We start from the raw sequence: 15,241 nt of genomic DNA on the forward strand, positions 1-15,241 counted from the left end.
ACTCCTTATGAAACAATACTCTTCCAAACGAAGCATTCAGATCTTAGCCCACCTTTTAAAAGAATACGAAATTTTCGACGTTGTTATTTCTCCCGGATCGCGAAACGCCCCTTTGGCGGTACACTTTTCGGAAACCGATGAGCTAAACTGCTACAGTATTGTGGATGAAAGAAGTGCGGCTTTCGTGGGCATGGGCATGGCGAAAAGTTTAAAAAAACCCGTAGTCATTACCTGTACAAGCGGCTCGGCTTCCGCCAATTATTATCCTGCGATTACGGAAGCATTTTATCAAAACACACCGCTCTTAATTTTAACCGCCGATCGCCCTGTGGATTTTGTAGATATTTTCGATGGACAAACCATCCGTCAGAAAGATCTTTATCAACAGCATTCTTACGGTGATTTTCAGCTGCTGGAAGATTCGGAAGAAAATGCGGAGGACGAAAATTTTTCTTTAATTAAAAAAGCCATCGAACTTTGTTTTGAAAAACAAGGTCCCGTTCACATCAACATCCCCCTGGAAGAGCCTCTGTATAAGTTGGTTTCGGAGATTCCCAATTTTCCACCCGTAGAAAAGACCATCCAGAAAAAGTCGGAGGAATTTTCGCCCAATCTTGCCGCCGAATGGAACACGTCTAAAAGAATCATGATTTTGGTGGGCACGCGCGATTACAGCGACGAACTGGAAATGCAGCTATCGCAACTTGTTAAAAATCACAGCGTTGTTGTGTTAAAAGAAGTAAATTCAAATTTAAAACACGATAAATTTTTTGCGCATATCGACCGGTACATCTTTAATTTTGAAGAAAAAGATTTTAAAACTTATGCGCCGGATCTTTTAATTACGATTGGGCAAAATGTAGTTTCAAAAAAAATAAAACAGTTTCTGCGCAAAGCAAAGCCGAAAAATCACTGGCATGTTGATCAGTTCTGGCATCCCGATACTTTTTTCAGCCTCACGGAAAAAATTAAGATGGCGCCGGAGAAATTCTTTGCGAAACTGTTGAAATTTATTACGCTTGAGCCCAGTTCTTATTATAACCTGTGGGACGTTCTTCGCGACAAAAAAGATTTAAAACATACGGAATACTGCGCGGGAACCTCCTATTCTGATTTTAAATTTTTTGAGATCCTGGCAGATAAACTTCCCCAAAACATTAATTTGCACATCAGCAATTCTTCGGCGATTCGATACGCGCAACTTTTTGATTTTCAGCGAAACAAAGTGTATTGCAACCGCGGTACAAGCGGTATCGACGGATCGACTTCCACTGCGATGGGTTTTGCCATGAAAAGTGCGACGCCAACGGTTCTGGTGACAGGTGATCTAAGTTTTTTTTACGACATCAATGGTTTGTGGAACAATTACATTCCGCCATACACGAGAATTATCGTCTTTAACAACGGCGGCGGCGATATTTTTAAGATTATTCCGGGACCGGATTCTACCAATGCGCTGGATGAATTTATCTTAACCAAACATCATAAAACCGCGGAACTTTTGGCGAAACATTTTGGCTTTGGATATTCGAAAGTTGAAGATGAAGATACCCTGTCGCGCGTTTTAGATAATTTCTTTAAACCGGATGCAAAGGCAAAAATTTTGGAAGTTGACACATCGATGATCGAAAACGCTGCCGTCCTGAAAGGCTACTTTGAATTTTTGAAAACTTAAAAATTCATCTGCAGACCGAACTTCACGCCAAATTTTGACACATCGGGACGATCGAGATAGTTTCCGCGCCAGTTGAAATCAACCCGCAGAATTTTTAAATTCCCGAAACCTATATTTTCCAGACCGAAACCGTATTCGTAATAAATTTGTTGATCGGGCGCGGAATAAAGGCGGTTTTCAAAATTGATATTTTTGGAAGCTTCGCTTAAAGTGCCGTAAGCGCCGCGCCAAAAAATGACTTCACGCAGTTTCAGTTTTTTAATCAGCGGAATATACGTCAGCAGCTTTCCCTGAAAATGGTGCTCAATATTCATCGTCGTGTAAGCGTCAGCCACAAATTCATAATATTTTAAAAGCGCAAACGTGTTGGGAACCAAACTGTACGACTGGTTTCCGGGGATAATGTTCTGTAAAGCCAGGGGCACGGTATCGAAATTTTTTCCGGCTTCTACGTTGAGAACAGTCCGCCCCAAATTTCCTAAAATGAACGGTTGCGAGTATAAAAACTGAAGTTTGTTATAATCGAAATCGCCCTGAAAAACATTTTCAAAGCCGTGCGTAAACTTTAAGACAAAAGTGGGCGACAGTGTTGTAAACGCGTACCGGTCCACGCCGTACTGGGAATATTTCGCACCCGGCGTCGCCATAAGGCTGAAGGTGGTATGAAAATCATTCACGTCTGATTTTAAAAGTCCGTTCTTGTAGAAATCCAGATTAAAATTGAGTGGATTGGCGGATCTGATATTCTGCACACTGGCATCCATCCGCACTTCAAAATTCTTCACGGGTTCCAAAGAAAAGAAGAAATTGTTCTGTTTTACAAAACTCAAGGAGGCGTTGGTTCCGGACGAAAAAACGGAAGAGGACGCAAACGATCTCGTCATAATGCCATCGTCATTCGTAAGTTGTGCACCAAGCTGCATCACATCGTTTCGACTGCCAAAACCGATGATGGAGCGATTGTCGCGGTCAAACATATATCGCCCTTCCACGCCATATTTAAATTGATGATCTTTAAAGCCGTACGCAGTATAACCTTCGATCCGCCACATGTCGTTCGCGGAAAAATACGTTCGTGCGCCAAGCCGAAGACGGTCGCCTTCCACCACATTATTTCCGTAAATTGAAAAAATATCTCCAAAATCAATGGCTTTCCAGGCGTTAATATAACCGGACTGCAAAATCTCGACGATCTTCACAATTCTTTTAAACTTCGGAACGGTTTCCAGTTGCGATACCATTTGATAAACTTTTTTTTCCGACTCCTGCAAAGGTTCGTCTCTTTCCTTTTCCCAAAACTCATCGGGTTTTGTAAGATTTGTATCGCTTAAGGTTTGGTCTTTATCGGTTAAAAAAGAGGCGGCAAAATTTTGATTGAAAAGATAATCACTGTAAAGATCAGTCCTTTTGAAAAGCACGCCTTTTGCATCTTTTTTCTTATTAAAGATGGACATTTCGAGTTCTGTATACGTTCGGTGGGGCAGAAAAACAGTGTCGTTGGGTGAATCGTATTCCAGTTCCATATAAATTCCGTTCACAAAATTCACATTGATCTTATTGGTCGATTTCAGTGTGGCCTTTACAACGTTATAGGTGTCTTTCGAAATGTAGAGATTTCCCTGAAAAGCCAGCGTTTCTTTTCGTTTCGGCGCATACCTGATGAGGTAAGAATCGATGCCGTTTATGGAGAGAGAGTCGGTTAATTCATATTCGTAATTGCTGAAACCATCGGTTCCAACGGGACTCGGAAAACCGATGTTGAAAAAATTGAGTGTATTATCGTAGATGTTAACTTCCTTAAACTGATTTTTCGCCGTCGAAGCGATGAGTTCATTATTGTTAAATCCGGAAAATTTATTGGCGACAATAATCTTGTTTTCTTTTTTTCCGGCTGATTTTTACCATACGTCTTGAAAATGGTTTCATTAAAGAATACCGGCAGCGTCAGTTTTTTTTCGAAGTTCGCCGAATCTGCGTAATCAAAAACAAACTCCAGCTTGTTGAAGATTTTTTTCTGCATAAAAGCGCTGTCGATGTTGTTCAGGCCGATTTCAATCTTTTCGTATTCTTTGTACTGATAATCGTTGTAATTAGCTAGGCCATTGGTTTTTTTGCGTTTCCAAACTTCCTGCATGATTGCGTAAGCCGGATTTTCCTTCTTATTTTTATATTTCTTTTTGTTGATTCCGACGAGCACGACTTCCTGAATCTGCTCGGTTTTTTCGGGCTGCATCTGTACCTCCAAATTTTCGAACTGGTGATCGCTGAAGGTAAGTACTTCGGTCTTGTAATTCTTTTTTAAAAAAGTAGCCGTAGAAATTCCGGAATCGCCTGCGAGGGAAAAATGAGAAGTTGCGGTAATGGTTTCGGCTTGCGAATGATTGTTGAGGAAAATTTCCACACCACTTAGCGGCTTGTGCGTTTTGGCATCGGTAATGGTTCCTGAAATTTTATTCTGAGAAAAAAGGGTGGCACCAAACAGCAGGAGAAAGAAAATTTGGATACCTGGATTGAGATGAAACATGAACTGATTTTTTTTCTTCATAACCTTTCAGCAATTTCCAAAAGCGGAAATATTCTATAGCGAAAAACAGACCAATTGATGATCACGAAAAAGCTTGCTCTATACTTGCAAATACTCGGAAGTTTCGGGCAGATTTGTTATTTTAGACAAGGGATAAATAAACATATCATCAAAGTCATTCATGGCGTTAATGATTTGAAAATGTGAATATTCCTTTAAATTTTGGGTAGTGATTTCGGCTTCCTTAATTTTTTTATTCTTAAGAAGGTGTTGCCTTTGCACGCCATTTAAAAGATAAGTTGACGGCGTGTACCAGTCTTTGCCTTTTTTAAATAGAATATTGGAATAAGAAGTGTCGGTAATATGGTTGTTTTTAACAATTATAATTTCGTCGGCCTTGGCTTTCTGCTTCATGCGTTCCAGTTCCTTCCGGTCTTCAAACTTAAAAGAATAATCGTATACGTTGTTTTCTACGAGAGAAATCTTATCAATCTCGGAGATGGCGTACGGAATCATTTGCGTGCGAACATTTTTGTCCAAATCGTACGTGATTTTCAGTTTGTACAAACCGTCTTCATTATGATCCAGGTTTTTGAAAACAGCTGCAAGATCCAGCGAACCTTGTTTCCCAAAATGTTCAAAAGTCTTATTAACCCTGCTTTGGTGCAGATCTAAAAGAAATATCTTTTGGTCTTCTACTTTAATGCTTTCAATAAATTGGGACATAAATCTTGTTTTTCATTTCTTCGTATTCGTCGGCAAATTTACTCAAATGCGTGATTCCACCACCACTTTTAAAAAATAATTTTCCGTTTTCTTTTTCGATGAATCTGATCATCACGCAGGAATCTAAATTCTCGCCATCGAACCAGCCGCAAACTCCCGTGTAGAAGCCTCTTTCATAATTTTCGGCTGCACGGATTATTTCCAGGGTTTTGGGTTTGGGCGCTCCTAATATCGAACCCGCCGGAAGCAGCATTTTCATGACGCTGCCGATCTTATTTTGAAATTCGGGTTTCAGTTTTCCGGAGATCTCCGAACTCATGGCGTACAAATCTTTCTGCGGTGCTTTCAGAAAATCAATTCTTTGAAATTCGTCGAGTTTTACGCCATTTGCCACCATGCTCAAGTCATTCCGAAGGAGATCGACCACGGTATAATGTTCAGCTTTTTCCTTCTCGTCGTTCTTCAAAATTTCCACAGCGTTTTCGATTGAGGCATCTATCGTTCCTTTCATCGGATGGGTACTGATTTGTTGGTCAATTATTTCCACAAAAATTTCCGGAGAAAAAAAGACAAAGTCATCTTTATACAAAACTTTATATTTCGCTTTGGAATGCAGAAAAATTTCTTTTAACGTGAGGTTAATTTTTATTTCAGATCTGCAGGTAAAATTGGTGAGATAAGAATTGCCGAGTTTCAAATTTTTCTGAACCAACTCAAAGCCTTTTCGGTACGTTTCTTCATTCTCGGGAAAAGACTCAAGATGAAATTTAACGGCTTTCGCTTCCATTGAGTTGATGGTTTTAAAGTTCGGGAAATCAACAAATAAACCGGAATTTTGAATTTCACCTTCGGTGATGATTTCAATATTTTCCACAAGAAAATCGATCATAAAAAAGAAAGGAACTTTCTGCTGAGAAAGCTCGTCCATTCGATCGAAACTGGCGTGGTGAGACGGAAACATTTCTGCAAAAATAAGGAAAAGCCGCAAGCAAACAGAAAATGACGAGTTTTAAACTTAAAACATTATTTTTGCGCCATGGAAAACATTGCGCCGATTAAAGCGGGAACACAACAAATTTTGAAAACAGCCTTTGAATATTGGGTTAAAAGTCTGCGCTTTCAATTATTTTATAGCTTACTCTACTTTGCGCTCTTTTTTCTGGGCTACATCTACCTCTTCAAATATTTCGGTCTTTGGGACGAATTTTCCAAATACAGCGATCTGGTAAGAACCGATATCCCGGCTTTCAATAAAAAAATGGAGGAAATTGCGCGCTTGCCTCAGGCGCGTAATTTTGGTCTGGCCTTCTTTTTCCTTCTCGCCCTCATTAATCCTTTGAATGTTGGACTTTATAAAATATTCAGAAAAATCGATCTAAAGGAACCGGTAGTGATGAACGATCTTTTTGCAGGATATCTCGGCTTCGATTTCTTTAAGTTTTTTGGATTCTATCTGTTCTGGATTATTATTTTCACCTATGCCAATGCGCTTATGCTTTTAGGATTGGTTTGGGTTTTCGTGACTTTATTTTCAATTCCGCTGATGTTTTTCATGCAGTTGAACACCTTCGAAGGAATTAGTTTAACGGTGAAAGGGTTGAAAAAAAATCTCGGAACAGTTATTATCTCTATTGCGGTTGCGGTTCTCTTCAGTTTAAGCGGCCTGCTGTTATTTGGGGTAGGCTTTCTGCTGACCTTTCCGTTTTGGAACGCGATGATCTACACCCTTTATCAACACATTTACAAAGAAATAGACTAGAAATTAATACTGATTTTACTGTAATTTCAGATTTATATTTTAAATTTGAGAAACATTAAAACTATTATTATGGACAATTTCAACGAATTTGAACAGCCGACCGGACCGCAGAAAAGTACGGGCGACATTATTTCCCACGCTTTCGAGATGTATAAAGGCGTTTTTCTATATGCCATTTTAGCGATGGTCATTTATATTCTTGCATCAATTTTAATTCAGGCACTTTCGGGTTTTGATTCAATGGCGCTGTCCGAAGAAATGCGGGAAGCAGATGGCGATTTTTCCTCCATCAACATTTGGGGAATTCCCGGAGTTAGAACTTATTACGGGCTTTCCGGATTGCTAGGGCTTTTTGCCGCGCCGCTTTACGTTGGCCTTATTTATATGGCGAACAAATACAATTTTAAAGAACCCATTCAGTTATCAGATCTCTTTATCGGATACCGACAAAATTTGGTGAATATTTTAATTTACAGTTTAATCTCCAGCATTATTATTGGCATTTCATTTGCGATGTGCGTGATCCCGGGATTTTTTGTATTGCCTCTACTAATGTTAGGCTACCCCGTACTTTTATTTGAAAACGCCACTTTTTCGGAGGCTTTAACTAAATCATTCTCTATTGCGAAAGAAAATTACGGTGTCTTTCTGGGCGCGTCGTTTTTAGGATTGCTCATCAGTGTTGCCGGCGTTATTCTTTGCGGCATCGGACTTATCGCCACAATGCCTTTCTTATTAATTGTAATGTACTCCACCTACTGCGCGTTTTGCGGCAGACCAAGACCTTTGCAAACGGAAAAACAAATTTTATAATCATAATACAATTTTATTGTACTTTTGAAAGCAACAGAAAATTCTGTTGCTTTTTATAAATAGTTGCTATGCAGAATATTAAAAACCAAATCAGCGAAGTAAAAATAAAGCAGATCTTTCTTTTGCTTCTTATCATCGTGCTGGCGGGCTTAATTTGCTTTAATCTTTCCATGTTTATACCGTCTATTTTGGGCGCGATTACGCTTTACATTATCACCCGGAAATATAATCTGTATCTGCAGGAAGTCCGTAACTGGAAACCTTGGGTTGCCTCGCTTGTGATTATTGTAGGAACGTTAATTGTGTTGATTTTACCCATTTATTTTATCGCAGATCTTTTGGTCGATAAACTCGGAAATGCGAATGCGTATATGGCAAAATTTAATATATTTATCGATAAAATTCACGATTTTGTTTACCAGCATGTTAAAATTGATATCCTAAGCAAAGAAAACATCACAAAACTGAAAGATACCGCCGCCAAGTTTTCCACAAGTGCCTTAAGCGGAACTTTTAACACGATTACCGTGATTGCTTCCATGTATTTCATTCTCTACTTTATTCTGGAAAAACCTCATCTGTTTGAAAGGCTTTTAAAAAGCTCTGCACCGTTAAAAAAAGCAAATGTGAATCTGCTGGGCGAAAAAATCCGTAAGATGGTCATCGCCAATGCGATCGGAATTCCGGTTGTTGCAATTGGTCAGGGCATAATAGCATTGATCGGGTATTTTATTTTTGGCGCACCAAGTCCGGTTTTATTATTTGCTTTAACCGTTGTTACGGCCATGATCCCCATCGTTGGAGCGGCCATCGTTTATTTGCCCGTGTGCATTTTTATGATCGCGGAGGGTAATACAGGCGCTGGTCTGGGTCTTGGAGCTTATTGTTTAATCGTCGTCGGCCTCACCGATAATTTAATGCGCTTCACACTTTTGAAGAAACTGGAAAACATTCACCCCTTAAATACCGTTTTTGGAATTATTTTGGGCTTGAATCTTTTTGGATTCATGGGCTTGATCTTCGGGCCAATTTTAGTATCAATTACGGTGCTGCTCATTCAGGTGTACAGAGATGAGTTTGGGTATGAGGAAAACGAGATTATTCTGCCGGAACCCAAAGAAATAGAAGAAAAAATAGATCTATCCATTTAGAATACACAACATGAGTGAAGGTTTGAAGCCGGAAATATTACAGGAAATCTGCAAAGTAGAAATGCCTTTCGGAAAACACAAGGGAACGATTTTAGCAGATCTGCCGATTAATTATCTCGAATGGTTTCAGCGCCAGGGAATGCCGCCGGGAAAACTCGGTATGCAGCTTTCCACCATTTACGAAATTAAACTAAATGGTTTGATGGACCTGCTAACACCACTTCGCGGAAAAGTAAATGCGCCGAAACCGAAAAATAAAGTATATAAATTTTAATCCTCAAGGTTTTCTTTAATATCCCAAATTTTCGGATGACTTACACCAATTTTATCCTCATTTTCGCTGCCCGCACCTTTTAATACCAACGTAACCAACGAGACTGCAGTTTTTAAATATAAGCGTCGCATCGCAAGAAAGCAACTGCGCAATCGTATTTAAATTTTGCTGCTTTGGCTCTTGCCACTATTACGTTATTCGGTAGACTTAAGCTTTCAGGAGCGCGATTTCGTCCCGTAATTTTGCTGCCTTTATGAAGTCCAGATTTTTTGCCGCGGATTCCATGGCTTTTTGTTTTTCCTGAATCAAATTTCCTAAATCTGCACTTCCATACGTCGATTTCTGTTCCGCAACCTCTTTCAAAATATTTTTCTGCGTATATTTCTCATCGGGGAAGTCTTTGCTTCGGCCCACCAAAACTTCGGATATTTTCTTGTTTAACGCCACCGGAACCTGTCCGTGCTTTTCGTTGTATTCAATTTGCTTTTGACGACGGTAAATGGTTTCATCGATGGTAGCCTGCATGGAGGTCGTCATTTTGTCGGCATACATAATTGCCATACCGTTCAGGTTTCTCGCGGCTCTACCTACCGTTTGCGTCATAGAACGACGGGACCGCAGCATACCTTCTTTGTCTGCGTCTAAAATGGCTACTAACGAAACTTCAGGTAAATCCAGTCCCTCTCTTAATAAATTAACGCCGACCAAAACATCAAATAAACCCACACGCAAATCCTGCATGATCTGAATTCGGTCCAAAGTTTCGACATCTGAGTGAATATAACGCGTTCTGATGCCAAATTTGGTGAAATATTTAGTAAGTTCTTCCGCCATTTTTTTCGTTAAAGTTGTCACCAAAACCCTTTCGTCGACTTCGGTTCTTTTGTGAATTTCTTCGATAAGATCATCGATCTGATTAATGGAAGGCCTAACTTCAATGATCGGATCCAGCAATCCTGTGGGGCGGATAAGCTGTTCGATATATTCTCCGCCACTTTTCTCCAGTTCATAATCTGCCGGCGTTGCCGAAACATAGATCACCTGATTTTGAATGGCTTCAAATTCTTCAAATTTTAACGGGCGGTTGTCCATGGCGGCCGGAAGGCGAAAACCATGTTCCACCAAAACTTCCTTTCTGCTGCGGTCTCCACCGTACATTGCGTGAACCTGCGGAACGGTTACGTGACTTTCATCGATCACCATTAAAAAATCTTTCGGAAAATAATCCAGAAGGCAAAAAGGCCGCGAGCCGGGCAATCTGCCGTCAAAATATCTGGAATAATTTTCAATTCCGCTGCAATAACCTAACTCTTTCATCATTTCCAAATCGAGTTCCGTTCGTTCCTGCAGGCGTTTTGCTTCAAACGGTTTTTCGATATCGGTAAAGAAGTCCACTTGTTTTACCATATCGTCCTGAATTTCCCGAATGGCACTTTGCTGCGTCTCTTTTGAGGTTACAAACAGGTTGGCGGGATAAATAATCATCTCTTCGAAAACATCCATCACGTTGCCCGATACCGGATCAAAACTCTGAATGGTCTCAATCTCGTCGCCAAAAAACTGAATTCGGACGGCATTGTCGGCGTACGCCGGATAAACATCGACGACGTCACCCTTTACGCGAAACGTCCCACGCCCAAATTCATTTAATGTTCGGGAATATAAAGCTCCTACCAAGGAATGAAGCAGTGTTGTCCTCGTCATTTTCTGGTTTTTTTCGATGGAAACGAGAGATTTATGGAATTCCTTCGGATTTCCGATACCATAAATGCAGGAAACCGACGCCACGATAATAACATCTCTTCGACCCGAAAGCAAGCTGGCCGTCGCTGAAAGCCGAAGTTTTTCCACTTCTTCGTTAATGGATAAATCTTTCTCGATATAGGTGTTTGTGGAGGCAATAAAGGCTTCTGGTTGATAATAATCGTAATAAGAAACGAAATATTCTACAGCATTATCCGGGAAAAATTCTTTGAATTCCACGAAAAGCTGCGCGGCCAAAGTCTTGTTGTGTGCTAAAACGATGGTTGGTTTTTGCGTATTCTGCACGACATTGGCGACGGTAAAAGTTTTACCCGAACCTGTAACACCGAGCAACGTTTGATATTTTTCCCCAATCTGCAACCCTTTTGTCAATTTTTCAATTGCCTGAGGTTGGTCGCCGGTGGGTTTATATTCTGACTGAAGTTGAAATTGCATAGTGCAAAAATAAGGAAATTAAAAGACTGAATTTTATTTGTTTACATTAAAATTAAGCAAAAAGTTTTGGTTAGAATCGTAATTAATGCTTTTCGACAAAGCGATCGTGATTCTGCGGTTATTAACAATCGTGTCCTTATAAAAAAAGTTAGCAGGGTGAATTTCATTGTGTAGAATGAGATAATAATCACCTTTTAAAATGTTGGATTTTCCGTAAGCAATAACATTTTTAAATTTTGGTTTTTTTGCAATCTTTATTTTCCGATATTCTTTCAAGTTCAATGCAAAGTGAAACCCGCCAAATGATTTATAATTAAGATCTAAACTATCGTTCCGGACGCATAAATACGATTTATCTTCGCATTTTTCTACGTTACTAAACTGAGAATATGTACTGAAAGTTGTGCACGATGTAAAAAAGAGAAATAAGATCGCAATTAGCATTTTCATGGGTAAGTAATTTTATGATTAGCTTCAATGGGATTGTTATTCTCCCGAATTTCCACTTGCTCCCTTTCATTCATTTCTTTAAAATTTGGTGTCAACTCATTTCCTTGGTCGTCGACCCATTTTAAAACAGGCATTCCACTTCCTCTGTTTTTGCCGTTGATTTCCCGGGTGGGATCGGCGTAGTAATCCTTTGCTAATTTTTCGTACTGTTTCCAGGTTATGGGAATGGCTTTTTCTTTTTCATAAATTTGACCGTCGGAGTTGCGAATCTGGATCAAAGAAAAGAAGTAATTATTTTCATCGTCGGAAACATCAGTAATCAATCCGGGCAATCCATAAAAAATGTACGGACCTTCCTGCAACGGAATTTCATTTGTAAACCAGGCAGTCCAATTTCTGCCCCCATAAGTCGTGGTTGCTTTTTGCGTTTTCATGGAAGAAGTTTCTTTCGTATCATTCTCAATCTTCCATTTTAATTCTTCTTCAATTTTAATAGAAAAAAGCTTTTGAAAATTATTGATGAACTTCTTGATTTTATTTTCTTTTAGATCTTTCGAAACGCTCCGAAAATCTTTAAAGGAAGTGGACATAAAACTACTTCGTTTCGTAACAGAAGCCGTCGAATCTGCCCTTTTATCTTCTAATGTCCTAAATAAAGACTTCCCGTCGATAACATCTAAAATAAAAGTTTGCATGGCAATACTGTCTTTGGCAGGATTAGGTTTGAACTTAAGTTCGTACAGAAAACTTTTATTTTGCGAAAAAAGAAAACTAAAGAGCAAAAGAAAAAATACACAAACAACTCTTTTCATAGTTAATAAATAACGTGAATTTCAAATGTAAGATTTTACTCGGAATAATTATTGTAATTTAAATGTTCAAATCATTAAAAAACAAACAATGAAATCTTTACTCACTAAAAGCCTCCCTTTTTTAAGCTTGGCTCTTCTTACCTCGTGTGGAGGAAGTACTAAAAACACCACCGAAAATAACAAAGTTTTAATAGAAAGCGGACAAATTCCTAATCCTGAAACGGTGGATAAAAATTCTCCGGAATATCAACCTGCATTCGCTAACCAGACGAGAGTAAAAGGTGTAAAAACACAGGCTCCGTACGATGTGCAGGTGCTGACGAAAGATTTAGGAAAACCCTGGGGGATTATCAATCTTCCGGACGGCAGATTTTTAATTACAGAAAAATCCGGCTTTATGAACATTGTTTCCGCAGACGGAAAAACCGTAATGAAAGTTGAAGGTTTTCCGAAGGTTGACGATAAAGGACAGGGCGGACTTTTGGACGTCGCTCTCGATCCTGATTTTGCTACAAACAGAATGATTTTCTGGAGTTTTTCGGAACCCGTTTCCGGTGGCAATCACACCTCTGTTGCGAAAGGAAAACTTTCTGCAGATGAAAAAATGATCGAAAATCCGAAGGTGATATTCCGCGCGACGCCAACTTACGACGGCGACAAACATTACGGCAGCAGACTGGCTTTCGACAAAGACGGTAATCTTTTTGTAAGTACGGGCGAAAGATCGGATTTGGCAACACGTCCATTGGCGCAGAACACGATGGCTTATTTAGGCAAGGTGATGAAAATTACGAAGGACGGCAAAGCAGCGGCTGGAAATCCTTTCATTGGAAATGCGAAGTATAAACCCGAAATCTATTCTTATGGACACCGGAACCCACAAGGTTTGGCAATGGATGAAAAAGGACAACTTTGGGACGCGGAAATGGGACCAAAAGGCGGCGATGAAGTGAACCTCATCACAGCCGGTAAGAATTACGGTTGGGGCGATGTAACGTACGGAAGAGAGTACAGCGGCGAAAAAGTCGGTGCAGGTATTCAGCAGAAAGCGGGAACGGAACAGCCGGTTTATTACTGGGATCCCTCCATTTCGATGAGCGGAATTACGTTTTACACAGGGAATATGGACGAATGGAAAAACAATTTGTTTTTAGGTTGTCTTAGCGGCGAAAAGATCATTCGTCTGGTCATCGAAAATAATAAAGTCGTGGGCGAAGAATGGTTGTTGGCAGATCAAAAAGAAAGATTCCGCGACGTACTGAATGGCCCGGACGGCAATCTTTACGGAATTACGGACAGCGGAAAACTTTACAAAGTTTCAAAAAAATAAATCACGGATTTCTTTTCAGAATAAAAACCTCAACATTGTTGAGGTTTTTTTTGCACGAAAATAAAATTCAACGCAAAGAATCGTAAAATTATTCCTTTAAGTAAACCAGATTGTTATCTAAATCTGCATCAACATCTTCTAACACTCGGGCATTTTTGGTTTTTTCTAAAAGTTGGTCGATAAAAAAACTGGTTTCAAAAAACTGGCGGTGGATTCCGGGCAGCAATTCTTCATAAAGGTCCATCCCGACTTTATTGTTGTGCAGATCCATCTTCGTTTCCAGAGGTTTGTTGGGGAAAAGCTCTTCGTGAAGATCGGTCATTTTTTTAGAAAAATCCAGGGCTTTCCGCGGTGACGAAACTTTGCTGCAATACATGGTGATCAAACACGTCCAAAGTGCATGACGGAAAGCATTGCCAACACCGCTGCTCGAATTTGTTTTAGGAAAGCATTCCTTCGCAATAACGAAGCTTTTCATCGTCGCATATACGCCCAAAACTGCAAAGAGCGGATGCGGAACGGTTAATTTCAAAAGTTTGATAATTTTCTTGAAACTTAAAGTCCGGAGCGTATTAAAAAGTATTTTTAAAGCATTTTTCATAAAGAAATCTCCCCAAGGCGGAGAGATTTTATCAATTAGTTATCGGTTTCTAAGAATGAACCAGCAGATTCACTGTTTTCGAAACTTTATCTTTAATCTCGGTTCTTTTCACAATAAAATCCACAAAGCCTTTTTCCTGCAAAAATTCGGAAGTTTGAAAACCTTCGGGCAAATCTTTGCCGATGGTCTCGCGAATCACACGTGGTCCGGCAAAGCCGATCAAGGCGCCGGGTTCTGCCATGATGATGTCGGCGGTCATCGCGAAGGACGCGGTGATTCCACCAAAAGTTGGATCGCACAAATAAGCGATGTATAAAAGGCCTGCCTCCGACAACTGAGCCAGTTTCGACTGCACTTTTGCGAGCTGCATTAAGGAGTAGGTCGCTTCCTGCATTCTTGCACCACCCGATTGGCAAATGATCATGTAGGGAAGTCGGTTTTCGATACAGTAATCTACGGCGCGGCGTATTTTCTCGCCCATTACGGAACCCAAAGATCCACCGATGAAACTGAAATCCATACAGGAAATGACCATTTTCTCTCCATTAACGGTTCCCACGGCATTTCTGATGGAATCTGTTAGTTTTGTTTTAGCCTTTACTTCTTTTAACCGGTCGGTGTAGGACTTGGTATCTTTAAAATGCAGCATATCTACACTTTCAACCCCCGCATCGAGTTCGGTGAATTTGTTTTCATCAAAAAGAATGGAGAAAAACTCCTTGCTTCCGATCCGAACGTGAAACCCATCTTCGGGCGACACATAATTATTGGCCTTCAATTCTTCGTGCTCAATAATTTTTCCCGTCGGCGTTTGATGCCACAAGCCTTTCGGCACATCTTTTTTGTCTTCTGTAGAAGTCGTGATGTTTTGCGTTTTCCTTTTAAACCAGTCGAATGCCATGAAGTTATATTTTAGTTTCTAAATTT

Annotated in this window: 13 protein-coding genes; 6 read left to right on the plus strand and 7 right to left on the minus strand. The window is 40.0% G+C overall.

Annotation, left to right across the window (positions count from 1 at the left end; genetic code table 11):
• Positions 1 to 7 precede the first annotated feature (7 nt).
• Positions 8 to 1,675, plus strand: a complete 1,668-nt coding sequence (gene menD / locus L0B70_RS05095; RefSeq protein WP_235143213.1) for a 2-succinyl-5-enolpyruvyl-6-hydroxy-3-cyclohexene-1-carboxylic-acid synthase — start codon at positions 8 to 10, stop codon at positions 1,673 to 1,675.
• On the opposite strand, the gene L0B70_RS05100 is transcribed toward menD, so the two are convergent.
• From L0B70_RS05100 to L0B70_RS05110, 3 genes are all read right to left on the minus strand, one after another.
• Positions 1,672 to 3,546 (minus strand): DUF5686 family protein, encoded by a 1,875-nt coding sequence (locus L0B70_RS05100; RefSeq protein ID WP_311195400.1) that lies wholly within the window; start codon positions 3,544 to 3,546, stop codon positions 1,672 to 1,674. The two genes, menD and L0B70_RS05100, sit on opposite strands and share 4 nt — an antisense overlap.
• A 752-nt stretch (positions 3,547 to 4,298) precedes the next feature.
• Positions 4,299 to 4,925 carry an aminotransferase class IV gene (locus L0B70_RS05105; RefSeq protein ID WP_235143214.1) on the minus strand — a complete coding sequence of 209 codons (627 nt, stop codon included), beginning with the start codon at positions 4,923 to 4,925 and terminating at the stop codon, positions 4,299 to 4,301.
• On the minus strand, positions 4,909 to 5,886 hold the full coding sequence (locus L0B70_RS05110) for an aminodeoxychorismate synthase component I (RefSeq protein WP_235143215.1): 978 nt from the start codon (positions 5,884 to 5,886) through the stop codon (positions 4,909 to 4,911). The genes L0B70_RS05105 and L0B70_RS05110 overlap by 17 nt, the downstream gene beginning before the upstream one ends.
• A gap of 75 nt (positions 5,887 to 5,961) precedes the next feature.
• Here L0B70_RS05110 and L0B70_RS05115 point away from each other — a divergent pair, with 75 nt between their 5' ends.
• The 4 genes from L0B70_RS05115 to L0B70_RS05130 all read left to right on the plus strand — a co-directional run bounded on the left by L0B70_RS05115 (position 5,962) and on the right by L0B70_RS05130 (position 8,922).
• Positions 5,962 to 6,684 carry a hypothetical protein gene (locus L0B70_RS05115; protein WP_235143216.1) on the plus strand — a complete coding sequence of 241 codons (723 nt, stop codon included), beginning with the start codon at positions 5,962 to 5,964 and terminating at the stop codon, positions 6,682 to 6,684.
• 69 nt (positions 6,685 to 6,753) lie between these two features.
• On the plus strand, positions 6,754 to 7,497 hold the full coding sequence (locus tag L0B70_RS05120) for a beta-carotene 15,15'-monooxygenase (protein ID WP_235143217.1): 744 nt from the start codon (positions 6,754 to 6,756) through the stop codon (positions 7,495 to 7,497).
• A 68-nt stretch (positions 7,498 to 7,565) separates the two neighbouring features.
• Positions 7,566 to 8,648: an AI-2E family transporter gene (locus tag L0B70_RS05125; RefSeq protein WP_235143218.1), complete on the plus strand. Its 1,083-nt coding sequence runs from the start codon at positions 7,566 to 7,568 to the stop codon at positions 8,646 to 8,648.
• Positions 8,649 to 8,670: 22 nt separating this feature from the next.
• Complete coding sequence (locus L0B70_RS05130; protein ID WP_235143556.1) at positions 8,671 to 8,922, plus strand: DUF3820 family protein; 252 nt, start codon at positions 8,671 to 8,673, stop codon at positions 8,920 to 8,922.
• A gap of 207 nt (positions 8,923 to 9,129) precedes the next feature.
• Here the strand turns inward: L0B70_RS05130 and uvrB are convergent, their stop codons facing one another.
• Positions 9,130 to 11,121 (minus strand): excinuclease ABC subunit UvrB, encoded by a 1,992-nt coding sequence (gene uvrB / locus L0B70_RS05135; protein WP_235143219.1) that lies wholly within the window; start codon positions 11,119 to 11,121, stop codon positions 9,130 to 9,132.
• Positions 11,122 to 11,567: 446 nt separating this feature from the next.
• Entirely contained in the window at positions 11,568 to 12,383 is an 816-nt protein-coding gene (locus L0B70_RS05140; protein WP_235143220.1) for a GLPGLI family protein, read from the minus strand.
• 88 nt (positions 12,384 to 12,471) lie between these two features.
• On the opposite strand from L0B70_RS05140, the gene L0B70_RS05145 reads away from it, so the two are divergent.
• Positions 12,472 to 13,713 carry a PQQ-dependent sugar dehydrogenase gene (locus L0B70_RS05145; RefSeq protein ID WP_235143221.1) on the plus strand — a complete coding sequence of 414 codons (1,242 nt, stop codon included), beginning with the start codon at positions 12,472 to 12,474 and terminating at the stop codon, positions 13,711 to 13,713.
• Between the two features lie 88 nt (positions 13,714 to 13,801).
• On the opposite strand, the gene L0B70_RS05150 is transcribed toward L0B70_RS05145, so the two are convergent.
• Positions 13,802 to 14,314, minus strand: coding sequence for a DUF6973 domain-containing protein (locus tag L0B70_RS05150; RefSeq protein WP_235143222.1), 513 nt, complete (start codon positions 14,312 to 14,314; stop codon positions 13,802 to 13,804).
• Between the two features lie 49 nt (positions 14,315 to 14,363).
• Complete coding sequence (gene accD, locus L0B70_RS05155; RefSeq protein WP_235143223.1) at positions 14,364 to 15,215, minus strand: acetyl-CoA carboxylase, carboxyltransferase subunit beta; 852 nt, start codon at positions 15,213 to 15,215, stop codon at positions 14,364 to 14,366.
• Positions 15,216 to 15,241 lie beyond the last annotated feature (26 nt).

This window comes from Kaistella sp. 97-N-M2, assembly GCF_021513235.1.
In the GTDB taxonomy this organism is placed as follows: domain Bacteria; phylum Bacteroidota; class Bacteroidia; order Flavobacteriales; family Weeksellaceae; genus Kaistella.

Coding starts and splice junctions, on each gene's coding strand:
- menD (WP_235143213.1), top strand. CDS start 8: ATGAAACAATACTCTTCCAAACGAAGCATTCAGATCTTAGCCCACCTT.
- L0B70_RS05105 (WP_235143214.1), bottom strand. CDS start 4,925: ATGTCCCAATTTATTGAAAGCATTAAAGTAGAAGACCAAAAGATATTT.
- L0B70_RS05110 (WP_235143215.1), bottom strand. CDS start 5,886: ATGTTTCCGTCTCACCACGCCAGTTTCGATCGAATGGACGAGCTTTCT.
- L0B70_RS05115 (WP_235143216.1), top strand. CDS start 5,962: ATGGAAAACATTGCGCCGATTAAAGCGGGAACACAACAAATTTTGAAA.
- L0B70_RS05120 (WP_235143217.1), top strand. CDS start 6,754: ATGGACAATTTCAACGAATTTGAACAGCCGACCGGACCGCAGAAAAGT.
- L0B70_RS05125 (WP_235143218.1), top strand. CDS start 7,566: ATGCAGAATATTAAAAACCAAATCAGCGAAGTAAAAATAAAGCAGATC.
- uvrB (WP_235143219.1), bottom strand. CDS start 11,121: ATGCAATTTCAACTTCAGTCAGAATATAAACCCACCGGCGACCAACCT.
- L0B70_RS05140 (WP_235143220.1), bottom strand. CDS start 12,383: ATGAAAAGAGTTGTTTGTGTATTTTTTCTTTTGCTCTTTAGTTTTCTT.
- L0B70_RS05145 (WP_235143221.1), top strand. CDS start 12,472: ATGAAATCTTTACTCACTAAAAGCCTCCCTTTTTTAAGCTTGGCTCTT.
- L0B70_RS05150 (WP_235143222.1), bottom strand. CDS start 14,314: ATGAAAAATGCTTTAAAAATACTTTTTAATACGCTCCGGACTTTAAGT.
- accD (WP_235143223.1), bottom strand. CDS start 15,215: ATGGCATTCGACTGGTTTAAAAGGAAAACGCAAAACATCACGACTTCT.